Below are 23,841 nucleotides of genomic sequence, written 5' to 3'. Positions count from 1 at the left end.
CTATGATATTGGCTATGCATATTGCTACACATCTGCTTACGGGCAGTTTCATTGTATCGATGGTGCTCATGCGCTATGAGATTTCTTTCAGGGAAAAGATTGTTCTGTTCGGACTAACCTCATTTTTGGGAATTGTGCCGGATCTTTTGGGGAACAGGTATGTATCTCCTTGGTCGCATTCCATTATAGTCATGGGGCTGGTTATGGTTCCGATTGTGTTCCTGTTCAGGCTGCTGCTGAAAAAATATTCGTATACCCACTTGTACCTATGTCTTGCGGGGAGTGTGCTGGGTCATATACTGGTGGATTATTTGGGACATGGGGTGCATTTGGTCTATCCGCTGTCCAGCGAAGCTTATACCCTTCCTTTGATCTATCTCGGTGATCCTACGGTTTGGGTGCCTCTGTTACTAGGTGTAATGGGTTTTGTGCTTCCGGTGTCGTTGGGCAGGAGACGGGTGCTTAGTACGGGCAGTGCTGTGTTTATTGTCCTGTATCTCAGTCTTAAGCTTGCCATGCTAATGCAACTGGAACAAGGGCTTCCGCGTAAATTCACTCTCACTCCACAGGCAGCCGTTCAGGTGTATCCGCTCGGGGATTATCAGGTTCACAAGCTGAGTGATTTTTGGAAAATGGGGTTTGACGTCATCGACTCCCAGCGAAGGGTGCTTGGGGTGTTGCCTGTCTTGGGCGGAGAGGTCCGTTTAGACTTGAATATGATCTTTGCCGTTAAGAGTGACGTTGTCCGCAGCAATTCGGGAAAAGACGGGCTGGAGCAAGTATACCGGAAGCTACCTGCCGGGGATGAGGCTTCATTTGAAGTGATAGAGGAGAGCGGGGAAGGGCCTGCCGGAGAGATTGTTGCACGCGACCAGGAGGAGAATCCCCGTTATTTTATCTATAAGGATGGAGAGTGGCAGGAAAACGCGAAGAAGTAGACTGTTGCAGAGAAGGGGACAGCACGTGGAGGATATCAATGCACTTATTCAAAAGCTAGACTGGGACACACCTGAAGCCGAACAAGCGGAGGCTATTCAGAAGCTTCAGGACATCCAGGATGAGGAGCTTCATCTATTGTTGCAGCCGCTAGGCAAAGAGTATTGGGGCGGAGCGGCGGAGGTTATTGTTAAGCTGGGCTATCCCCGCGTGAAGCCTATCTTGCCGGGACTGCTTCAGTGGATTCAGGACATGAATTGGCCGGGCTCACGCCGGATTGCTACTTTGTTGAGAGAGACCGGTGATCCGGTGATCCCCTATATTCAAGATGTGTTCAGGAATCAGAGTCAAGATGAGGAATGGATGTACTGGATATTCGAAATGATCATCGATTACTGGAACAAGGACCACATCGCTCAAATTCAGGAGGAGCTAATCCGGCTAACTGAAGGGAAAACAATTGCTCTGAAGGCCTTGCGGACGCTATGGGTCCACCAGATCTATCCGGGAGAAGCCGTTCTACTACTATTAGAGGACAAGAAGCAGAGAAGCCTCACGGAGATCGCCCAGCTGGAGAATACGTATCCCGGCATCGATTGTGAAGCGCTGCAACGAGGATTCAGTGAAGGGATCTTCAAACCGGGATTATGCAAATCTTATTTGGAGCAGCATCGGGAAGAATTCAGCTTCTGTAACCGGAAATCCAGTCTTCATGACTTCGTAAGTGAAATCGAGGAGCTTGTAAGTAGGGTGTCAGGCTCCGAGTAACACCACGCGCTGAAGGATCAGTCAGGCAATGCTCCGGCCTGAGGATAATCTTAATGCAATCTTAATGTCTTTGCGTAATCCTTAACGCTATATTAATGCCGGACATGATATGTTGAAGGTCACAGAACATTCTTCTGTGGTCTTTTTGTTGTGTCCGAGAACGGGAGCAGATGGGGTACAACCGAGATCCTACAAATAATAAGCGAGTGGTGAAACCGAGTGATTTCATTTTTAAAACGATTTTTAATTGGCAGGCCCTTAAAGTCCAGTGAATTGGGAGAGCAAAAGTTAAATAAAAAGAAAGCGCTGGCTATACTGTCTTCAGATGCGCTGTCATCCGTGGCCTACGGGCCAGAGCAGATTCTGATTGTGCTGGTTACGATTGGGGCAGCCGCCTTCTGGTATTCGATCCCGATTGCGCTGGGTGTGTTGATCCTGCTGACCGCGCTCATTCTGTCCTACCGGCAGATTATTTTTGCTTATTCCCACGGCGGGGGCGCCTATGTGGTGTCCAAGGAGAACCTGGGCAAGTATCCGGGGTTAATTGCCGGAGGTTCGCTGCTGGTTGACTATATTTTAACGGTGGCTGTAAGTATATCGGCGGGTACGGATGCCATCACCTCAGCGTTTCCCAGCCTGCATGAGCATAAAGTGGTGATTGCCATTGTGTTTGTGCTTCTGATCACGATTTTGAACTTAAGAGGGGTCACGGAATCTGCTTCCGTCCTCGCTTATCCGGTCTATTTATTCGTCCTGGCCTTATTCATCCTGATTGGTACAGGTCTGTACAACATCTTGTCAGGTAACGTTCCGGCGGAACTGCATACCTCACTGGGGACTCCGGTAGCGGGGATTAGCCTATTTCTATTATTGCGCGCCTTTTCTTCCGGGAGCTCTGCATTAACGGGTGTAGAAGCGATCTCCAATGCCATACCGAATTTCAAAAGCCCGGAAGCGTCCAACGCCTCCAAAACCTTAATCGCCATGGGAGTTTTATTGGCTGTGATGTTCTCGGGTATTGTAGTGTTAGCCTACTATTACGGGATTGCTCCACGCGCTGACGTCACTGTTGTCTCGCAAATTGCCGAGCAAACCTTTGGCCGGAATGCGATGTACTATTTTATCCAGGGAACGACTGCATTAATCCTGATCCTGGCTGCCAATACCGGTTATTCCGCCTTTCCATTGCTGGCCGTGAACCTTGCCAAGGATAAGTTTATTCCGCGAATGTTCACCATGCGGGGGGACCGGCTGGGTTACTCCAACGGTATTATCATATTGGGTGTTCTATCCATGCTTCTGATTTATGTCTTTGAGGGGAAAACGGAGCAGTTGATTCCTTTATATGCTGTAGGTGTATTCATTCCCTTTACGTTGTCGCAGAGCGGGATGATGGTGAAATGGCTCCGGGAAAAGCCTGCGGGCTGGGTGCAAAAGTTCATCATCAACACAGTTGGCGCTCTAATCAGCTTCGTTGTAACGATGATGTTCTTCATGACCAAGTTTACGCAGGTATGGCCGGTATTTGTCTTTCTGCCGATTCTGCTCCTGGTGTTCCACCGGATTCATAAGCATTATGAGGCCATTGCGGACCAGCTTAGAATTACTACCTGTGAGGAAACGATCAAGATTGAAGGCAATGTGATTATCGTGCCAGTCGCCGGAATCACTCATGTCGTGATGAACTCCCTGGAATATGCCAAGTCGCTGTCTCCGCAGCAGATTATAGCCGTCTACGTGCCCTTCGAGCGGGAAGATGAAGCGGTGTTCGAGGAGAAGTGGAGAAAGTGGCAGCCGGACGTAAGGTTGGTAACCCTATATACTCCTTATAGAAGCATCATACAACCCTTGACCAAATTTATTGATAAGGTGAATTGGAAGGCCGCAGAGCTGAACCATAGGGTAACGGTAATTATTCCACAGTTCATTCCGAAGAAAGGCTGGCATAATATCCTTCATAATCAATCGAGTCTGCTGATACGCGCCCGTCTGTTGTTCCGCAGCGATGTCATTGTCACTACGGTGCCTTATCATTTGAAGAAGTGATTGAGTATAAAAAAGCCTGCACCCCCATACCGGGCGTGCAGGCTTCTTGCTGTTATTACGGTTCGTTCGTCGACTCAGCCCAGCTTAAGCAGCCTGCTTCGCAGGCAGCATACGGCGGACCAGCTTCGCCAGCTCCATCACAATGACAGCGCCCAAGGCGAGTCCGGTTGCGGTTAGCCAGTGATTCATCCCGAAGGAAGCGGGGATCGAGAAAATATCTCTGACTCCCGGCAGCACTGCGATGCCATAAAAGGCAAAGCAGATCATGACCGCGCCGATTACATATTTGTTGCTGAAGAAGCCGGCCTCCACAGAGGTCTGACTGTTGGAGCGGGCGGCGAAGGTCTGCAGGGTACGCGCCAGAATCAGCGTGGTGAAGGCCATCGCAATCCCCATTTCATCCGAATGCTGCAGCCCGATATACTGGGAGATAATCACGGCAATCCCGATCAGCAGGCCACGGGTAATGACTGCCTGCATCATGCCGCCAGCGAAAATGCCTTCGCTAATATCCCGCGGCTTGCGGCTCATTACATCCGGCTCGGCCTTCTCCATACCCAAGGCAATGGCGGGCAGGGAATCATTCGCCAGGTTAATGAATAACAGCTGAATCGCGGTGAACGGATTAATCCAGTCGAAGATCAGGGCGAACAGGATGGCGATAATCGCACCCAGATTGCCGGCGAACAGATAGGCGATCGCTTTCTTAATGTTATCGAACACTGTCCGGCCAACGGCCACTGCATTGACAATAGACACGAAGTTATCATCGGTGAGGATCATAGCCGCCGAATCCTTGGCCACATCGGTTCCGCTGCCCATAGCTACACCGATATCGGCCTGCTTCAGGGCCGGTGCATCATTGACGCCGTCGCCGGTCATGGCGGTGATTTTGCCTTTACGCTGCCAGGCACGGACAATTCTGATCTTGTTCTCAGGGGAGACACGGGCATAGACGCCGATCTGCTCCAGCCTGCTGTCCAGCTCCTCCTCGGACATGGCATCCAGCTCCTGGCCGGTGACTGCAATCTCATGCTCTGCCATCAGTCCGATATCGCGGCCGATAGCCTGAGCCGTGGTCTTGTGGTCCCCGGTAATCATAATCGTACGGATACCTGCTTTATTCGATTCGGCGATAGAGCCATATACGGCCTCGCGCGGCGGGTCAATCATCGCCGACAGGCCGACCAGAACCAGGTCGTGCTCATCGTCAAGGCCTACCTCAGTGACCGTGTCCGGCACGTTCTTATAAGCGTAAGCAAGCACGCGCAGCGCTCTGCTGGAGAACTGTTCGTTCGCTTCATTAAAGTTTTCCAGGACCTCTGCCGTCAGCGGAACCTCCTGGCCCTCCAGCAGGACATGGGAGCATCTGCTGAACAGGACATCGGGACCGCCTTTGGTCAGCAGGGCCTTCTGTCCTTCGAACGTATGCAGCGTGGTCATTAGCTTGCGTTCCGAATCGAACGGCAGCTCGGCCTCGCGCGGGAAGTTATCGCGGATCTCGCGGTAATCCCTGTCCTTGTTGTTGCTGAAGGCAATCAGTGCTACCTCGGTCGGGTCGCCCAGCTCCTTGCCTTCTTCATTAATATTGGAATCGTTACAGAGTACAGCGATATGCAGCAGCTTGCGGGCTTCTTCCGACCAGTCATCGGCCTTCAGCTTGAACTGCTCCTCCGGCCCTCCGGGCAGGAAATAATCGACAACCGTCATTTTATTCTGGGTCAGCGTTCCGGTTTTGTCTGTACAGATGACGCTCGTTGATCCCAGTGCCTCTACAGCAGGCAGCTTACGGATAATAGCATGCTGCCGGGCCATCTTGTTCGTGCCCACGGAGAGCACAATGGTTACGATAGAAGACAACGCCTCGGGGATAGCGGCAACGGCTACTGCTACAGCGAACATCAGGGCATTCAAGATTGCTTCGGTGGTGTCCACTGTGTCATTCGAGAGCCAGACGCGTAAGGCTTGAATGGAGAAGATCAGCACAGACAGCAACAGGACGGCGATCCCCAGCTTTTTGCCGAAGCTCTCCAGCTTGCGTTGCAGGGGCGTCTGCTTGGCTTCGGCACTCTCGATCAGCCCGGCAATCTTTCCGAGCTCGGTGCCGAGTGCCGTTCCTGTAATCACCAATGTTCCCCGTCCATAGACGACCAGTGAGCCGCTGAAGGCCATGTTGCGCCGGTCGCCCAGCGGAGCCTCCTGCGGGATAGGGTCGGTATGCTTATCCACGGCTTCGGATTCGCCGGTCAGCATGCCCTCATCAATCCGCAGACTCCCGGATTCAATAATCCGTCCATCCGCAGGCACATAATCGCCAGCCTCCAGGAAGACGATGTCGCCCCGGACCAGCTCCCTTGCCGGAATCGACAGTAAGGCTCCGTCCCGCATGACCTTGGCTTCGGGTGCGGACATTTTGCGCAGGGCGTCCAGTGAGCTCTCCGCCTTCTTGGTCTGAACCACACTGATTACAGCATTCAGAATCAGCACCACGAAGATGATGACGGATTCCATAATATGTCCCATTACGATCTGAACGGTTGCCGCGATGAGCAGCACAATGACCATAGGGTCTTTGAAATTCTCCAGAAACAGCTTCCATAGCGGGTCCTTTGCTTTACCCTTCAACTCATTGTAGCCTTCCTTGGCCAGCCGGTTATCTACTTCAGCAGACGTAAGCCCGCTTGCGGAACTGTGGACTTCTTCCAGGGTGTCTGATATATTGCGGCGGTAATACTCCATCAGGTACAAGCTCCTCTCCCGTTTGTTATTCTTTAGTCTGTATGGTCCAAATTTACGTTAGATAGTATGACAAGTTTCAACATTTTCAGTACGGGCGGCTAATTACTTATACCCCAATGAGCGGTTTTTGTATAAGATCAATGGGGAAATTAATTATAGTATTGCGGAACCAGAGATGCTAAGGGCCATGCCCAGGCGTCTTTTTTGTGCTTTTTAGAGCAAAACCCATAAATAGTGGTATTTTTCCCAATGAGGGGTTCCTTATGCGAGAGGGGGACAAGCACTATAATATGAAGGCGGTTACATATAACCGAGGATGAAGATAAAAGGGGAGGCAAAGTATGAAAAGTATGAAGCGTGTTTTAGCGGGGCTCTCAACAGTGCTCGTGATGTCATCTGCTCTGGCAGGATGCGGCGGCGGGAATTCGGATTCCAGCTCGTCCGGCGCAGCTGCAACAACGGCTCCGGCATCGAATGCGGCAGAGGCAACTAAAGCTCCGGAAGCGGGTAGCGGTGAGAAGGTAACGATCAATCTGTGGAGCTTCACTGACGAAATTCCAAACATGACTAAGAAGTATTTGGAAATTCATCCAGAGGCAAATGTGGAGTTCAAAACTACGATTGTTGCAACTACAGATGGCGCATATCAGCCTGCGCTTGACCAGGCTCTAGCTGCCGGCGGCAAAGATGCACCTGATATTTATGCTACTGAAGGCGCATTCGTACTCAAATATACACAAGGTGATGCATCCACTTTTGCAGCCAACTATGCGGACCTGGGCCTTACGGATCAAATGGTTAAGGATGCAGGCATCGCTCAATATTCTGTTGATATCGGCAGCAGCACTGACGGACAGCTTAAAGGTCTCGGCTATCAGGCAACAGGCGGAGCCTTTATCTATCGCCGCTCGCTTGCCAAGGATGTGTTTGGAACAGATGACCCGGCTAAGATTAAGGATGAGGTGGGTCCAGGCTGGGATAAATTCTTCAGTGCAGCAGAGAAGCTGAAAGCTAAAGGATATGCCGCAGTTTCCGGTGACGGCGATATCTGGCACGCGATCGAAAACAGCTCGGATAAAGGCTGGATTGTCGATGGCAAGCTGCATATTGATCCGAAGCGTGAAGAATTCCTTGATCTATCCAAGAAGCTTAAAGACAATAACTACTATAACGATACGACAGATTGGCAAGAAGCCTGGTTCGCTGATATGAACGGCACTGGCGAAAAACCAGTCTTCGGTTTCTTCGGTCCCGCTTGGCTCATTAACTATACGTTAAGCGAACATGCCAAAGATACAAAGGGTGACTGGGCAGTTACTGAATCACCAACAGGATTCTTCTGGGGAGGCACTTGGTTGCTCGCTAACAAAGACGTAGTCAAGGACGAAGCCAAGAAAAAGGCTGTTGCAGACTTTATCAAGTGGGTAACACTCGACACCACTGAAACTGGACTCCAGTACTACTGGGCTAACGGAACGTTGAAAGATGGCGAGCAAGGCGCGAAGGACAGCGTTGCTTCCTCTGTTGTTATGGATAAGTCTAAAGGTGACTTGGAACTCGTTGGCGGACAGAACATTTTCGATATCTTTGTTCCGGCGAATGCCAACGCTTCCGGTAAGAACTTGACTGCATTCGACGAAACGATCAACAAGCTCTGGCGTGATCAAGTACGCGAATATACTGCAGGCAATAAGACCCGTGATAAAGCACTCGAAACCTTCAAGCAGCAAGTCAAAGATCAACTTAATATCGATAGCGAATAAAAATCAAACGAAGGGGCGGGGAGTCATCCCGCCCCTTCATATCAACTAAAGGGGTGAGAGCATGCGCCGCAAAGGTGTGAACTACTCTAAATTTGGCTATATTTTTACGTTTCCGTTTGTTTTGGCTTTTCTGATCTTCTCGCTCTATCCTATTTTATACACCGCATTCATCGGGTTCACTGATTTGCAGGGATTAATACCAAAACCCATACATATTTTGGATAATCCTTTTCAGAATTTCAAAGATTTGATCCTTAGTAACGCCTCTTTCCGAAAATCTCTGATTAACACCGGATTGCTCTGGTTCCTTAACTTCGTTCCCCAAATCCTTCTGGCGCTCTTACTCACTGCATGGTTCACTAACCAGCGTCTTAAAATTAAGGGACAAGGCTTTTTCAAGGTTCTGCTCTATATGCCGAATGTGATTACTGCGGGTACAATCGCCTTGCTATTCAGTACTCTGTTTGGCTATCCGATGGGTCCGGTAAACAGCTTTTTTCAAATGATGGGCTGGTCCGACGCTCCGATCTACTTCCTTCAGGATAAGACGGTAGCGCGGGGCATTGTGGCATTCATCCAGTTCTGGATGTGGTACGGAAACACCATGATTATTCTTATCGCAGGTGTTATGGGTATCAATCCTGCGCTCTTCGAGTCTGCGGCGATTGACGGTGCAAACGGAGTTCAAACGTTCTTCCGGATCACGCTGCCAAGTTTACGTACCATTCTGTTATTCACGCTGATTACATCGATGGTCGGTGGCTTGACTATGTTTGACATTCCGCAGCTCTTCCTTGCAGGCGGACCGGATGACTCTACGCTTACTACGTCCATGTTCATTTATGGGCAAGCTTTTAAAGGAAGCTATTTGTACAACCGTGCTGCTGCTGCGAGTATGATTATGTTCTTGATTTCAGGAATATTATCTGCATTTGTGTTCTATCTAATGCGTGACCGTGACGCGGCAAGACTTAAAAAAATCGAAAAAATGCATCGGAAATCCAACAAGAGCAGCCAAAAGGGGGGCGTAGCACATGGACAATAATCAAAAAGACGGAAATGTCACCCGGACGATCAATAAAACGATTATCTATATTGTCTGCATCTCTCTGGCGGTGCTCAGCATCCTACCGTTTTGGATCATGTTTGTAAACGCCACCCGCTCTTCGTCAGAAATCCAAGGCGGTCTCTCGCTATTGCCTTCATCCCATATGATGGAGAACCTGCGGGTGCTGCTCGAAAAGAGCTTCGATCCGATTCAGGGGTTCATGAATTCATTTATTATTTCTGCTTCAGCCACTCTCCTGACTGTCTATTTCTCATCCCTTGCGGCGTACGGTCTAGTGACTTATAGCTGGAAGCTGCGCGGGGCATTCTTTACCTTTATTTTATGTGTAATGATGATTCCCTCTCAGGCAAGTGCCATTGGTTTCTATCAGTTCATGTATAAAATACATTGGACCAACAGCTTCCTTCCGCTGATTCTTCCTGCAATTGCCGCACCGGCAGTAGTGTTCTTTATGCGCCAGTATCTGCTGGCCACGCTGTCCATAGAGATCGTGGAAGCAGCACGTGTGGACGGTTCGGGTGAGTTCAAAACCTTTAACCGCATTATCTTACCGCTAATGGTTCCGGCAGTGGCGACGCAGGCAATCTTCGCCTTCGTGGGCAACTGGAACAACTTGTTCATGCCGTTAATCCTCCTTACTCAGAAGGAGAAGTATACGATGCCGATCATGGTCAGCTTGCTGAAAGGGGATATATACAAGACCTCCTTCGGCTCGATTTATATGGGGCTGGCGTTGACCGCATTGCCGCTGTTCGTAGTCTACTTCCTGCTGTCCCGTTATATTATCGCAGGTGTAGCACTGGGCGGAGTCAAAGAATAACCGGATCAGGATAGCTGTGAAGACAAACCATACTGCAGAGAAGGTCCATTCCGATGGATCATTCTACTGCAGTTTTTTGTGTGCTGAGATTCGGGTTCAGCGCGGATTAATGTTACAATTCTAGTGACATTATCTGTGATATGGAGGTAGTTATGGCCTATAACCTAAGAGCCGCCAGCGAGAGTGATCTGGGCAGTTTATGCACAATCCGCAACCATGAGGGCATATTCCGTAAGTATCTGAATCAGCAGAAGCAAGGGGATATATACTTTACCGCCGCTGAGCAGGATGGAAGGATTACAGGGTTCGGGCTTCTGAAGTTAAGCGGGAAGGCCGGACCCAAATTAAGTGATCTCTATGTACAAGAATCCAGCCGGGGAAAAGGAGCGGGCTCCGCTCTGATCCGTTATCAGGAGGAACTGGCCCGGAAGCTGGGCTATTCTGAACTGTTTGTCAGTGTTGATCCGCTGGACAATCCAAGGATGATGCAGCTCATTACAAGACTGGGCTATCAAGCGGTTACGGAGCCTTACCTGAGAACAGCAGTTTTTTATAAGGAAGACGGTACCGAATATGAGACCACCTATACCAGAGTGGATCTGCACAAGCGGTTGAATGAACATCCGGCATCGGGTAATGTTGAAGGATCAACGGATAGGGGGAAGCAGGAGTGAAAATCGGATTATTAATTATTGATCTGCAAGAGGTCCATGTGAGCGAGGTGGAGCAGAAGGAGATTGACCGCGCCTGCGAGTATATCAATTTTGTCTCGGGACTGCTGCGCGCCAAGGGACATGCCGTCATTCATATTCAGGACATTGAGGGCATGGAGCCGTCTGAGGAAGCGAAGTTCGCGATCATCCCCGGAGTTGAGGTTCAGGAGACGGATTTCAATGTGAAGAAGGAATACTCGAATGCCTTTTGGAAGACGGATCTGGAAAAGCTTGTGCGGGAGCAGGGTATCGATCTGCTGATCCTCTCCGGCTATGCCGCTGAGCATTGCGTTCTGTTCACCTATAACGGGGCAGCCGAAAGAGGAATCAAGGCGGTGCTGTTGCAGAATGGGATTCTAAGCTCGCACAAGGATGTAATCACGGCGGCGTACAGAGACCGGAATCTGATTTCGTATCCTGTGATTCAGGCCCTGGTGCAGTCTTAGATTTCATCAAACAAGCCTCAAGCACCGTTTGGCGCTTGAGGTTTGTTGTGGATAGAGTAAAGTATTCCTGCTCAGAGTGAAGCCGGTCTTTATTTCCCCTCAGTACGGGCTAACTCCGCATGCACAATAGGGGCAACCTTGGTGCCCAGCAGTTCGATGGCACGCAGGACCTCGCGGTGCGGCATGTAGCCGACATTCACATGCAGGAAGAACCGGGTCACGCCGAGATTCTTGCGCAGCAGAATGATCTTCTCGGCGACATACTCTGCGTCACCGACATAGAGTGCTCCGCGTAAGCTGCGGGCATCGTCGAAGGCTGCGCGGTTGTAAGTTCCGCCCCAGCCCCGTTCGCGTCCGATGACATTCATCTGGGCCTGGGTGGACGGGTAGAACAAGGCGGAAGCTTGTTCGTTAGTTTCACCTACAAAGCCGTGGGAGTGTGTGGCAATCTGCAGCTTGTCCGGATTATGCCCGGCGCGTGCTGCGGCTTCCTTGTACAAGTTCACCAGCGGAGCGAACCGCTCAGGCATGCCGCCGATGATGGCGAAGGCAATTGGCAGACCCAGTGTTCCGGCCCGCACGGCAGATTCGGGATTGCCGCCGCTGGCGACCCAGACCGGAAGCGGGTCCTGAACAGCACGGGGATAGACCGACAGATTATTTATAGCCGGACGATGCCCGCCGCGCCAGGTGACCTTCTCGGAGGCGCGGATCGCCAGAAGCAGCTCCAGATTCTCCTCGAACAATTCATCGTAATCCTCCAGACTGTAACCGAACAGCGGGAAGGACTCAGTGAAGGAACCGCGTCCGGCCATAATCTCAGCCCGGCCGTTCGAGAGGCCGTCCAGCGTAGCGAATGCCTGATAGACCCGCACCGGATCATCCGAAGACAAGACACTGACCGCACTGGTCAGTCTGATCCGCTTGGTTGTCGCTGCCGCTGCGGCGAGGATTACAGCCGGGGCACTCCCTGCATAATCCTTACGGTGATGCTCGCCTATTCCATATACGTCCAGGCCCACCTGATCAGCGAGCACAATCTCCTCGACAGCTTCCCGCAGCCGTTCTGCATGGCTGATCGTCTGCCCCGTCACCGGGTCAGGTGTAGTCTCCAAAAACGTGCTTATCCCAATTTCCATGATTCTCTTCTCCTCGGCCATAATGCTCCGCCCCTTTCTTCATGTCATTATTCTACTATACTTTTTAATGTTTCTCAACTTTAGTAAGTGAAAAAGGTGATTTTTATTATTATATACGGAAGACTCCGTGATTAGCAGGGCGCACTGATGTATGCGAAAAACCGAACACACTGGGCAGGTACGAGGGTGCTTCCCACACTTGTCCTAACGCCAAAGAGACCGGGTTGCCCCGGCCTCTTTGGCGGCCTGCTGTTTTCAGGATTCAGGATTTATCCTTCTTGACGGCAAGCTGTACAATCATAATAACAAGAACGAGCAGTGCGATGAGCTGGTCTGTACTCATGGTAGTCCGAACCTCCAATCCTGTAACAAGGATGGCTCTTCCGGACCTGCATCTCCTCTCCAAGAAGCTGCTTCGTTCCCCATAATCCAGCCTATGTATTCATACATACACTTAGTACTTAAGCATATAAATATTATTACAGCTGACGGCTGCCGGGTAGGGCAGCGATGGCTCTGAACAGGCTTGCGTAAAGCAATGAACCTTCCAGCAATTTTTATCTTGTACTTCGGATGAGGCTGCTTTAGTATATATAAATTGGCTTATATTTATATATAGTGTAAGGAGTGCATCAGGGAATGCTGCAGATCAAATGGGGGGCTGAATTATGGTTGTGATAGCCTGCCTGATTTTTGTTGTGACTTTGGTTTTTGTGATCTGGCAGCCGCGTAATCTATCGATTGGCTGGTCTGCTTGCGGCGGGGCGATCCTCGCGCTTGCGGCAGGAGTGGTCAGCTTCGGCGATGTCCGTGATGTGACGCTGATTGTCTGGAATGCCACGCTTGCCTTCGTAGCTATTATTCTAATTTCCTTAATTCTTGATCGTGTCGGCTTCTTCGAGTGGGCGGCACTGCATATGGCGGCGGCGGCACGCGGCAACGGCACTCTAATGTTCATTTATGTGATTGTGCTGGGTGCGGTCGTGGCGATGCTGTTCGCCAATGACGGGGCGGCGCTGATACTGACACCGATTGTGCTGGCGATGGTCCGGGCGCTGAATCTGGATGAGCGCAAAGTCTTTCCTTTTATTATTGCCAGCGGCTTCATTGCCGACACCACCTCGCTGCCGCTGACCGTCAGCAATCTGGTCAATATTGTCTCCGCCGATTTCTTCGGCATCACCTTCATGCAGTATGCAGGACATATGTGGCTGCCTACCCTTTTCTCGCTTGGAGCAAGCATTCTGGTCTTATATCTGTACTTCCGCCGCAGTATCCCGAAGGAGTATGACACGGCTGGCATGAAGATTCCGGGGGATGCCATCAAGGACCAACGGATGTTTCAGCTATCCTGGTTCGTACTCGCGCTTCTGGTAGCCGGATATTTCGTCAGTGAATTCCTGAACATTCCGGTATCCGTGGTAGCGGGAGTGATCGCAATCTGTTTCCTGCTGATGGCCCGCAGAAGTCCTTACGTGAAGACGATGGAAGTGGTCAAGGGCGCGCCTTGGGCGATTGTTTTTTTCTCCATTGGCATGTACGTAGTGGTGTATGGCTTGCGTAATGCGGGACTGACGGATGTGCTCGCTGATATGATTGGCGGAATTGCGAAGCACGGGCTGTTCGCAGCCACGATGGGAATGGGCTTCCTGGCTGCGCTCCTCTCCTCGGTGATGAATAATCTGCCGACGGTGCTGATCGGGGCGCTGGCCATTGATACCGCACATGCCGCTGGGATCGTGAAGGAAGCCCTGATCTACGCCAATGTTATCGGTTCGGATCTGGGGCCGAAGATTACACCGATTGGTTCACTGGCCACACTGCTGTGGCTGCATGTGCTGTCGGGCAAGGGTGTGAAGATCTCCTGGGGCACCTATTTCAAAATAGGGATGATCCTGACGATTCCCACACTGTTCATCACATTACTCGGCTTATATCTGGAGCTGAAGCTGTTCTAAGTTCAAGAAAATATATGCGCAAATGTGATAATATTTGACTACCGGACAAAGATCCGTACGATAATCAGAGAGCAGGGTTAGAACCAATGACATTAAGTGGACAAGAACGCTACCGCTTCAGCGAAGCGCCTATATGGGAATTGCAGCGCACCTATTATGAACAGCTGGGTCTCCAGGCTTGGGCCAATGACCAGGTTCCGCAGTATATTACAAGCAATCCGATGATTGGAACGGCGTATGCGGAGATCATCTTTGGCTTTCTTCAGGACCGTGCGCAGAAAGGATTCACCACAGAGCCGGTAGTGGTACTGGAGCTGGGTGCAGGAGTGGGGCGTCTGGCGTTCCATGTGCTGCAGCAGCTGTGTGAGCTGATTCAATATGCAGGCGTGCTGCTGCCGCCGTTCCGTTACGTGATGAGCGATCTGCCGTGGAAGAACATTGAGGGCTGGCAGCAGCATGAGGGGCTGAAGCCTTTTGTAGAGCAGGGAATGCTTGACTTTGCCCGCTTCGATGCGGTCCGGGATACGGAGCTGAGCTTAACGCAGAGCGGATTGGTGATTAAGCCCGGGGATCTGGGGCAGCCGCTGATGGTAATCGCCAACTACTTCTTCGACAGTATTCCGCAGGAGCTGCTCTATGTAGATGAAGGCAAAATCTATGAATGTGAGGTCTCACTGCAATATCCTGAGCAGTCCGCTACCATGGGCCCGTCCGAGGTGCTCCGTGATCTGGTGCCGGAATACCATTACAAGCGCGCGGCGGGCTATGAGGACAGCTCGTATCCTTATCATGAAGTGATCGCGTTCTATCTGGACAAGCTGGAGGATTCACATGTGTTGTTCCCGGAAGCGGCCCTGTCCTGCATGGAGCGTCTTGGGGCACTCTCCCGGGGAAGCTTCCTGCTGCTCACCGCCGATAAGGGAGACCACCGGCTGGAGAACTGGGAATTCGCCGCGCCGCCGAAGCTGATTCACCACGGAAGCATCTCGCTTACGGCGAATTATCATGCACTGGTGCATTATTTTGAACGGAAGGGCGCACAATCCCAGTTCACGCAGCATCATTATAAGAATCTCAATGTGGGCTGTATCCTGATGCTGGAGGAGCCGATGCTGCATCCGCATACCCGGCTGGCCTACCGGCGGTTTGTTGAGCGCTTCGGGCCGGATGATTTCTTCAGCCTGAAGGTGTGGATCGACAAGAATTACGACACCATCGGCATGCAGCAGATCCTGGCCTTCTGGCGGCTAGGGGGCTATGATGCGGAACTATTCATTCAGAGTGCCGAGCGGATCTCTGCGCTGCTGCCGGATGCCAGCGACGAGGAGCTGCTGGACCTTCAGCGGGGGATCGACCGGATGTGGAGGGGCTTCTACCCGATGCCGCAAAAGTATGATCTGGCGCTGGACTGCGGGCTGCTGCTGTTCGAGATGGAGCAGTACGGGGAATCCCGCCGCTTCCTGGAGCATTCGCTCCAGTCCAGTGAGGAGGAGCCGGTAATTACCGTGCTGTACTGCCTGGCAATCTGCAGCTACGAGCAGGAGGATGATGAGGCGGCGCTGGATTATACGCGCAGATCCTTGCTGATCGAGCCGGAGCATGAGGAAGCGCTGGAGCTGCTGGCGGCGCTCAGTCAGGACCCGGCAGAAGCCTAGGCTGCCGCTCCGGGCAATCCGGCGCAGCCCTTTACACCCTTTGTGAGTTTTGTTATTCTGTATCCAATAACGCAAACGCGATGACGAGAAGAGTACATTCAATTCTTTCCTCACAGAGAGCTCCGGCTGGTGTGAAGGAGCAGGGAAGACTGGATGGAAACAAGCCTCTGAGCGGCTTACCGGAACCAGGCAGCAGCCGGTGATGGTAAGACAGGAGCTCCTGTTACAGAGCTAGAGTATAAGCCCTGCCGGACGGCAGCGCCGTACTTGATGAGATTAATATGGTGACATATTAATAAACCTGGGGTGGTACCGCGAGAATTTCGTCCCCAAGACTTACGGTCTTGGAGGTGAGGTTCTTTTTTGTTGTATCCAGATAAGGCGGCTTACCACCCATGAACAGGAGGAGATTGGAATGACAGAGAATAATGGACCGGCTCTGCCGGAGAATTATATGGATAGGCTGATTAGAGAAGATGTGGAGGCGGGAGTCTTCAGCCGGGAGATCTGCACCCGGTTTCCGCCGGAGCCCAATGGCTATCTGCATATCGGGAGTGCTTTTGCCATCCACACGAATGTGGGAATCGCCCGTAAATATGGCGGACGCTTCCACCTGCGCTTCGATGATACCAACCCGCTCAAAGAGGATAAAGAATACGTGGAAGCGATCATCCGTGATCTTGAATGGCTGGGCTGCAGTCCCGGGGAGCACATCTACTACGGCTCCGATTATTCGGAGGAGATCTACCGCAGGGCAGAGACGCTTATTCTGAAGGGCAAGGCCTATGTCTGTGATCTGACAGCAGCGGAAATGACCGCCTACCGAGGGACATTAACGGAGCCGGGAACAAACAGTCCTTACCGGAACCGCACGCCGGAGGAGAACCTGCGGCTGTTCCGGGCGATGCGCAAGGGAAAATACCCAAGCGGCGCCAAAGTGCTGCGGGCGCGGATCGACATGGCCTCGCCGAACATGAATCTGCGAGATCCGGTGCTGTACCGGATTATTCATGCGGAGCATTACCGTACAGGCAATGCCTGGTGCATCTATCCCATGTATGACTTTGCCCATCCGATTCAGGATGCGCTGGAAGGGGTGACGCATTCGCTGTGCTCGATCGAGTTCAAGGATCACCGGCCGGTGTATGAGTGGGTGCTGCGGGAGCTGGATATCCCGGAGGCCCCGAGGCAAAGGGAATTCGGCCGGGTGAACCTGACGGGAGTGGTCACCAGCAAGCGGTATCTCCGGGAACTGGTTGCCGGGAACTATGTGGACGGCTGGGATGATCCGCGGCTGCCTACACTCAGCGGGCTGCGCAGACGGGGATTCACGCCGGAGAGCATTGAGGCGTTCGTGCGGGAGATCGGCATGGTCCGCAATACGGCGATGGTGGATTTCTCGCTGCTGGAGCATTGCCTGAGACAGGATCTTAAGGCCAAGGTGCCGGCTGTTATGGCTGTGCTGGACCCGCTGAAGGTCGTGCTTACCAATTACGCAGCCGGGGCCTCTGAGCGGCTTCCCGTCAATAATAACCCTGAGAATACCGAGCTGGGTTCAAGAGAGGTACCGTTCTCCGGCACACTCTATATTGAGCGGGCCGATTTCATGGAGGTGCCTGTGAAGGGCTTCCGCAGACTGGTTCCAGGCGGCGAGGTGCGGCTTAAAGGCGGTTATATCATCCGTTGCCATGAGGTCATTAAGGATGCGGAGACGGGGGCCGTCCTCGAACTGCGGTGCACCTACGACCCGGAGACCAAGAGCGGCGGTGCATTAAGCGGCCGGAAGGTGAAGGGAACCGTACAATGGGTCTCGGCTGCTCATGCGCTGAAGAGTGACATATACCTGTATGAGCAGCTGCTGACGGATAACAACGGACCGAAGGAGGAAGGCGAGAGCTGGGAGAAATACATTAATCCAGGTTCCGTAACTCTGCTTACGGATTGCCTGCTGGAGCCGCTTGCCGGTAACCCTCAGCCCGGGGATACCTACCAGTTCCTGCGTCACGGCTATTTCTGCATCGACAGCAGACATAGCACAGCTCAGAAGCTGGTGTTCAACCGGATTGTTCCGCTGAAGGACACTTGGAAGGGGAAAGCGGACACTCAAGCAGCAGCGAATAAGTAGTGGATGAATCTAGAATTTGGCGGGTTGTGCGGGTTATGCCAGGCTAACTTCTTAAAAAGTTTAGAATGTTACACAAGCAGCGGTGCTCCTGTTACTGGAGGATCGCTGATTTGCGTATGCGTCTGCCTCACTTTATAGGGCTGGATTACATAATATGGGTGGAGGATTAGGAGTGCAGGAATAAGCTCAGGCACCGTATGAAAACCCAATGAAAATACATTTACAATTCTCATCTTGAGGATTATAATAATACCAGATCAAATGTTGCACCAGGGAAACTTTCGTGTGTATAGACAACTTTTTCCGGGCAAGAGGAGGACAGAACATGATGGAGCAAAATACCGCAGTAGAATCATCCCCTATATTAAAAGGTCATACCAACAAACATTCGGCGCAATCGGTGCTTAACGGAGATGTCAAGGGACTGAAGAGACTTCTTCCTTTTCTGGGCCCGGCTTTTATAGCTTCCGTTGCTTACCTGGACCCCGGCAATTTTGCCACCAATATTACCGCAGGCTCGAAATACGGGTATCTGCTGCTCTGGGTCATTTTCGCCTCGAATCTGATGGCCGTACTAATTCAATCCTTATCTGCCAAGCTTGGCATTGCTACCGGCAAGAATCTGCCCGAGGTCGCGCGGGAGCAATTCCCGAAGGGCGTATCGATCTTCCTCTGGATTCAGAGCGAAATCGTCATTATCGCTACCGATCTTGCTGAATTCATCGGCGCGGCCCTCGGACTCTATCTGCTGTTCGGCATCCCCATGCTTCCGGCTGCATTGATTACCGCTGTAGGATCGTTTGCCATTCTGGAATTACAGCGGAGAGGTTACCGTACGCTTGAGGCTGGAATCGCCGGTATGGTGATGATCGTAGTTCTGGCTTTTGCATTCCAGGTCATTATGGCGAAGCCGGATGCGGGCAGTGTGCTTACAGGGATGTTCACCCCCAGATTCGAAGGCGTGGACAGCATCCTGCTGGCTGCCGGGATTCTTGGCGCTACGGTTATGCCCCACGCTATCTATCTGCATTCTTCGCTGACCCAGAGCCGTATCGTAGGTGCTAATGAACAGGAGAAGAAGCAGATTTTCCGGCTCGAATTCATCGATATTCTGATTGCGATGCTGATTGCCGGTGCAGTGAATATGGCTATGGTCATCGTCGCAGCAGCACTTTTCTTCAAGAATGGTCTGGTCGTTGAGGATCTGGATATCGCCTTCGAGCAGTTCCGCAATCTGGCGGGTCCGGTTACGGCGATCTCCTTCGGCCTCAGCCTGCTGATCGCAGGTCTGTCCAGCTCGTCGGTGGGCACGATGGCCGGTGATGTGGTCATGCAGGGCTTCATTAATAAAAAAATCAATCTCTACCTCCGCCGGGCGATCACTATTATCCCGCCGCTCTTCATCATCGCCTCGGGTGTTAATGCGACCAGCGCACTGGTGATGAGCCAGGTTGTCCTGTCCTTCGGGATTGCCTTCGCCCTGATTCCGCTCGTGATCTTCACCAGCGACCGCCGGATCATGCAGGGGCTGGTGAACCACCGGATCACCACCATCCTCGGCTGGATCATCTCCGCCCTGGTGGTCGCGCTGAACCTGTTCCTGGTGGTGGAGATGTTTGTGTAACACGGCATAACAGATTATCCAAGAGGTCGTCCTTTAGCCATAAAATGGCTTTAGAGGAGGGCCTTTTGTTTTGGTTTCAGCCTAAAAGCTCCGTTAACTTTAATTGTCTTTCCCTTTCCTTTGTAGAAGCATCTATAGAGTTACCCGTTAAAGAATTCGTTGTCTTTATCGCGTAGTCACTGCTAACTAAAGCATGTCCCCTCATATGTCCTGTCGCAATGGCTTGGGCGAAGGAACGCGCAGCATGTTTGCTAATATCTGTTTTGGATTCTTTCGCCAATTCATTCACTGCAAATCCAACCTTTCGTAAATCGAAGGCTCGAATCCTTCCGTCTATTCGTTTTTGTAATGTCTCAATCCCCAGATGTATTCGCGGGTCATCCTTTAAAGAATCATCAAGATAATCTAAGTATGGAGTAGCGACTCTCAAAGCCCATTCGGCAAGTAACTTTTGCGGCATTTTTTCAAGAGCTTCTTCAATTCGATTTCGCAAATTGCTGTTATCTATAATTTTTATTTTAGGGCTACTATGTTTAAATTCGATTTGTGCTTCTTTTAATATCTGCTCATGCGTATTCCATGCATAGTCTTCTAATTTCACTGAAAACACTCCTATCCTTTTGAACAGAGGGGTATGGGGATATAACAAATTTTACATCCAAAATTTATCCGAATGCAAACGGCCCATGGATGTCAACCGCATACCCCAAAAAGGAGTGCCTCAGTACCGTTTGCCGGCTGCTGAGGACACCCCCTAGTCTAAAAGCATTCCGTCCTATTGCTTCACAATATCCTGCACCGCCTTATCCAGCTTCTCCAGCAGCTGGTCATGGTTCAGCTGGCCGCCGAGGTATTCCTGCATGGCAGCGCCGAAGCCCTGGGTCACGCCGTCAGGGAACATATCCCAGTTCCAGCCCAGCGCACTCCCGGATTTCTCCTGCACGGCTACGGCGACCTGGCCGATATCGGCGGCGTCTGCGGTGATGTTCGCTTCCGCCGGGATGAACTTGAACTCCTTGGTCAGATACTTCTGGCCGGTTTCTGAGCTGACCATCCAGTTCAGGAAGGCCTTGGCTTCCTCCGGATGTGCGGATTTGCTGTTCACGATATAGTTGTTAGGCACACCTACCAGGATGGTGCCTTCTTCGTTATTGATCGGGAGCGGGAGGAGGCCCAGGTTCAGGGCCGGATCGATTTTATCGATATCGCCTTGCGTCCAGTTCCCTTGCAGCATCATGGCGGCCTTGCCGGAGGCGAATTCAGCCACCTGGGTTGCATAATCGGTAGTCATCTTGTTGTCCTGGGCATTACCTATGATCACATCGACGAGATCCAGCCATTGCTTGAAGACGGCATTGCCCTTGATGGTCTGTTTGCCCGCCTTCACATCGTCAATGAACTGCTTCGGATCAGGCTGGTGGGCCATTCCTACGTTAACGAGATGAATCCCCATCGACCACCACTCATTGGTCGCTTCGAACGGCGTGATGCCGGCGGTCTTCAGCTTGGCTGCGGCATCCTTGAGCTGCGGGAGCGTCTTGGGCTCTTCCGTAATACCGGCTTTGGCGAACAGATCCTTGTTGTAGATCAGCCCGTAGCCTTCTACATTCATAGGCATGCCATAGAGCTTGCCGTCTACGGTTGCCGGTGTCTTGGCGGTCGGGATCAGCTGGGCGGCCCAAGGCTCATTGCTCAGGTCGGTGGCGCGGTCCATATAAGGAACAAGAGCTATATACCCACCGTTATTGAAAATCTCAGGCTCAGAGCCGGAGGCAATCTCCGCCTTCAGCAGCGCGCCGTAATCCTCACCGCCGCCGTGCGTTTCGACCTCCACCTTCACACCCGTCTCCTTCTCATATTCTTCGGCGAGTGCATTCAGCTGCTCGGCAATTTCCACCTTGAACTGGAACATCTTGATCGTAACATCCTTGGCAGGCGCTTTGCCGGCTTCCGGTGCTGCGGATTCGGTTGACGCGTTAGGAGCATTCGTAGCGCTTCCATTGCCTGCGGAATTCGTATTGCCGCTGTTCCCGCAACCTGCGATAATGAGGGTGCAAACGGTTGCCATGATGAATGCGAACTTTCTTTTCATAGAATAACCTCCCTGGTCTGTGGTTCCTGCTCTTAGAGCGTAATGGAATTAATAGATGACTTACACTTCATATGTTGCTCGAAAAAGTGGATATTATTGCTGCAAAGGAAAGCCGGCCGAGTGATCATCCTTTAATGGAGCCTGCCGTCACGCCTTCCACAATATAACGCTGGAGGGACAGGAAGAACAAGAGAATAGGCGTGATCGCCATGACGAGACCCGCAAGGGCCAGATCCCACTTCTTGGTGTACTGACCGAAGAACTTGGTCACAGCTACGGGCAGGGTCGTCAGATCCTTATTCCCGCCGATCACCAGGACAGGCAGCAGATAGTCATTCCAGATCCACAGCGTGTTCAGGATAATGACGGTTACAATAATCGGCAGCAGCAGCGGGAAGACGATCCGGAAGAACACGCCGTACGGATTCGAGCCGTCCACCCGCGCGGCTTCCTCCAGCTCCAGCGGCACCGTCTTGATGAACCCGTGGAACAGAAAGACAGACAGCGGCATCCCGAAGCCGAGATAACAGGCCACAATGCCATACAGCTCGCCGCGCAGCTCCAGCAGGCTGGTCACCCGGACCAACTGCAGCATGAGCGACTGGAAAGGGATGATCATCGCCGAGACCAGCAGCAGGAACACGAAGGAATTGAAGCGCGTCGGCTTGCGCACAATCTGGTAAGCGGCCATCGAGCTGAACAGGACAATGAAGATAACACTTAGAATCGTAATTTGCAAAGAATTGAAGAAGGCCTGCGGGAAGTTAATGGCATCCCATACCTTGGAATAGTTACTCCAGTGGAACACCTGCGGCCAGGAAGCGGCATCGATCAGGATGTCCTTCAGCCCTTTAACCGAATTGCTCAGGACCAGATAGAATGGTGACAGGAAGACAATAGCCAGCAGAATGGCGGCAATTTCGAGGATGAAGTTGCCCGGGCGGTAGCGGCTGCTGTTCATTAGGCGGACACCTCTTTTCGTTTGGTAAGCCAGACCTGGGTGACGGTGATCAGGGAGACGGCGGCGAAGAAGAGCAGCGCTTTGGCTGTACCCAGGCCATACCGGTTGTTGATCAGTGCCTCCGCATAAATGTTATAGGCCAGCGACTGCGTCGAGGTGCCCGGTCCGCCTTTGGTCAGCGACAGGTTGAGGTCGAACATTTTGAAGGCATTGGAGGTTGTCAGGAACAGGCAGATGGTGATCGCCGGCATAATCAGCGGGATGTAGACGCTCTTGAACAGCTGCGGAGCGCGTGCACCGTCTATGCGGGCAGCTTCAATGAGATCCTTCGGAATCCCGGCCAGTCCGGCGATATAGATGACCATCATATACCCGGCCGTCTGCCAGACGAACACAATGACCAGACCCCAGAACCCGGTGCTTGGCGTGCCCAGCCAGGGCAGCTGGAAGAACGAAATCCCGGTCAGCTCACCGATCGTAGCGAAGCCCTTGGTGAAGATGAACTGCCAGATGTAGCCCAGCAGAATGCCGCCGATCACATTGGGCATGAAAAAGATGGTACGGAGCAGCTTCTTCGTCTTCAGCGTCGTCATTAGAATGAAGGCCAGCAGCAGCGCAAGCACGTTGGCAGCCACCACCGAGATCACGGTGAAGCGCAGGGTGAAGACCAGGGACTCCCAGAACTTATCGTCATTCATAAAAATCCGTTTCCAGTTGGCCGCGCCGGTCCAGACCGCTTTGTCCAGATCCAGCCCGTTCCAGTCGGTGGAGGAGTAGTAGAAGCCGAGGAAGAACGGGGTGACCACAATGGTCAGGAAAAAGAGCAGACAGGGGCCGAGAAATACGATTTGCTGTCCCCAGCCTCGCTGCATACCTAGAGTTTTTCTCATATGGACTCTCCTTTGGGTAAGTTTGGGTAAGATATCTACGGGTTCACAGCTTGATTATAGAAAGCCCGGGCCACCGCTAACACTTCATTTCATGCCG

General features: G+C 52.0%; 18 protein-coding genes and 1 other annotated feature. Of the genes, 12 read left to right on the top strand and 6 right to left on the bottom strand.

Annotated elements, in window-relative coordinates; translation table 11 throughout:
• Positions 1-2: 2 nt before the first annotated feature.
• The 3 genes from NST43_RS27080 (at position 3) to NST43_RS27070 (ending at position 3,750) form a co-directional block, all read left to right on the top strand.
• Positions 3-938, top strand: coding sequence for a metal-dependent hydrolase (locus NST43_RS27080; protein ID WP_339225539.1), 936 nt, complete (start codon positions 3-5; stop codon positions 936-938).
• A 25-nt stretch (positions 939-963) separates the two neighbouring features.
• A complete protein-coding gene (locus NST43_RS27075; RefSeq protein ID WP_339220444.1) occupies positions 964-1,704 on the top strand; it encodes a DUF5071 domain-containing protein in 741 nt (246 codons plus the stop codon).
• A 219-nt stretch (positions 1,705-1,923) separates the two neighbouring features.
• Complete coding sequence (locus NST43_RS27070; protein ID WP_339220442.1) at positions 1,924-3,750, top strand: APC family permease; 1,827 nt, start codon at positions 1,924-1,926, stop codon at positions 3,748-3,750.
• Positions 3,751-3,834: 84 nt separating this feature from the next.
• Here NST43_RS27070 and NST43_RS27065 read toward each other — a convergent pair whose 3' ends face one another.
• On the bottom strand, positions 3,835-6,489 hold the full coding sequence (locus NST43_RS27065) for a cation-translocating P-type ATPase (RefSeq protein ID WP_339220440.1): 2,655 nt from the start codon (positions 6,487-6,489) through the stop codon (positions 3,835-3,837).
• 341 nt (positions 6,490-6,830) lie between these two features.
• Between NST43_RS27065 and NST43_RS27060 the strand changes: the two genes are divergently transcribed.
• The 5 genes from NST43_RS27060 to NST43_RS27040 all read left to right on the top strand — a co-directional run bounded on the left by NST43_RS27060 (position 6,831) and on the right by NST43_RS27040 (position 11,300).
• Positions 6,831-8,252, top strand: a complete 1,422-nt coding sequence (locus NST43_RS27060) for a carbohydrate ABC transporter substrate-binding protein (protein ID WP_339220438.1) — start codon at positions 6,831-6,833, stop codon at positions 8,250-8,252.
• 61 nt (positions 8,253-8,313) lie between these two features.
• Complete coding sequence (locus NST43_RS27055; RefSeq protein ID WP_209991775.1) at positions 8,314-9,297, top strand: sugar ABC transporter permease; 984 nt, start codon at positions 8,314-8,316, stop codon at positions 9,295-9,297.
• Complete coding sequence (locus tag NST43_RS27050) at positions 9,287-10,141, top strand: carbohydrate ABC transporter permease (protein WP_339220437.1); 855 nt, start codon at positions 9,287-9,289, stop codon at positions 10,139-10,141. The genes NST43_RS27055 and NST43_RS27050 overlap by 11 nt, the downstream gene beginning before the upstream one ends.
• Positions 10,142-10,293: 152 nt before the next feature.
• Positions 10,294-10,815: a GNAT family N-acetyltransferase gene (locus NST43_RS27045; RefSeq protein ID WP_339220435.1), complete on the top strand. Its 522-nt coding sequence runs from the start codon at positions 10,294-10,296 to the stop codon at positions 10,813-10,815.
• Positions 10,812-11,300: an isochorismatase family cysteine hydrolase gene (locus NST43_RS27040; protein ID WP_339220434.1), complete on the top strand. Its 489-nt coding sequence runs from the start codon at positions 10,812-10,814 to the stop codon at positions 11,298-11,300. The genes NST43_RS27045 and NST43_RS27040 overlap by 4 nt, the downstream gene beginning before the upstream one ends.
• Before the next feature lie 89 nt (positions 11,301-11,389).
• Here NST43_RS27040 and NST43_RS27035 read toward each other — a convergent pair whose 3' ends face one another.
• Positions 11,390-12,439 (bottom strand): LLM class flavin-dependent oxidoreductase, encoded by a 1,050-nt coding sequence (locus NST43_RS27035; RefSeq protein ID WP_339220432.1) that lies wholly within the window; start codon positions 12,437-12,439, stop codon positions 11,390-11,392.
• Between the two features lie 668 nt (positions 12,440-13,107).
• On the opposite strand from NST43_RS27035, the gene NST43_RS27030 reads away from it, so the two are divergent.
• From NST43_RS27030 to NST43_RS27015, 4 genes are all read left to right on the top strand, one after another.
• Complete coding sequence (locus tag NST43_RS27030) at positions 13,108-14,397, top strand: arsenic transporter (RefSeq protein WP_209991779.1); 1,290 nt, start codon at positions 13,108-13,110, stop codon at positions 14,395-14,397.
• A gap of 86 nt (positions 14,398-14,483) precedes the next feature.
• Positions 14,484-16,052, top strand: a complete 1,569-nt coding sequence (locus NST43_RS27025) for a tetratricopeptide repeat protein (RefSeq protein WP_209991780.1) — start codon at positions 14,484-14,486, stop codon at positions 16,050-16,052.
• A gap of 71 nt (positions 16,053-16,123) precedes the next feature.
• Positions 16,124-16,386 (top strand) — a binding site (T-box leader).
• An 81-nt stretch (positions 16,387-16,467) separates the two neighbouring features.
• Entirely contained in the window at positions 16,468-18,177 is a 1,710-nt protein-coding gene (locus tag NST43_RS27020; RefSeq protein ID WP_339220429.1) for a glutamine--tRNA ligase/YqeY domain fusion protein, read from the top strand.
• A 328-nt stretch (positions 18,178-18,505) separates the two neighbouring features.
• Positions 18,506-19,801 (top strand): Nramp family divalent metal transporter, encoded by a 1,296-nt coding sequence (locus NST43_RS27015; RefSeq protein ID WP_339225538.1) that lies wholly within the window; start codon positions 18,506-18,508, stop codon positions 19,799-19,801.
• A 76-nt stretch (positions 19,802-19,877) separates the two neighbouring features.
• On the opposite strand, the gene NST43_RS27010 is transcribed toward NST43_RS27015, so the two are convergent.
• The 4 genes from NST43_RS27010 to NST43_RS26995 all read right to left on the bottom strand — a co-directional run bounded on the left by NST43_RS27010 (position 19,878) and on the right by NST43_RS26995 (position 23,744).
• On the bottom strand, positions 19,878-20,402 hold the full coding sequence (locus NST43_RS27010) for a putative immunity protein (RefSeq protein ID WP_339220428.1): 525 nt from the start codon (positions 20,400-20,402) through the stop codon (positions 19,878-19,880).
• A 174-nt stretch (positions 20,403-20,576) separates the two neighbouring features.
• Positions 20,577-21,893, bottom strand: coding sequence for an ABC transporter substrate-binding protein (locus tag NST43_RS27005; RefSeq protein ID WP_339220426.1), 1,317 nt, complete (start codon positions 21,891-21,893; stop codon positions 20,577-20,579).
• Positions 21,894-22,017: 124 nt separating this feature from the next.
• A complete protein-coding gene (locus NST43_RS27000) occupies positions 22,018-22,854 on the bottom strand; it encodes a carbohydrate ABC transporter permease (RefSeq protein ID WP_339220424.1) in 837 nt (278 codons plus the stop codon).
• Positions 22,854-23,744: a sugar ABC transporter permease gene (locus tag NST43_RS26995; RefSeq protein ID WP_209991786.1), complete on the bottom strand. Its 891-nt coding sequence runs from the start codon at positions 23,742-23,744 to the stop codon at positions 22,854-22,856. The genes NST43_RS27000 and NST43_RS26995 overlap by 1 nt, the downstream gene beginning before the upstream one ends.
• Positions 23,745-23,841 lie beyond the last annotated feature (97 nt).

Origin of the sequence: Paenibacillus sp. FSL H8-0332, assembly GCF_037963835.1 — a bacterium.
In the GTDB taxonomy this organism is placed as follows: Bacteria; Bacillota; Bacilli; order Paenibacillales; family Paenibacillaceae; genus Paenibacillus_AQ; species Paenibacillus_AQ rhizoplanae.
Note: the sequence above shows the minus strand (reverse complement) of the source record. Positions and strands in the feature narration are given on the sequence as shown.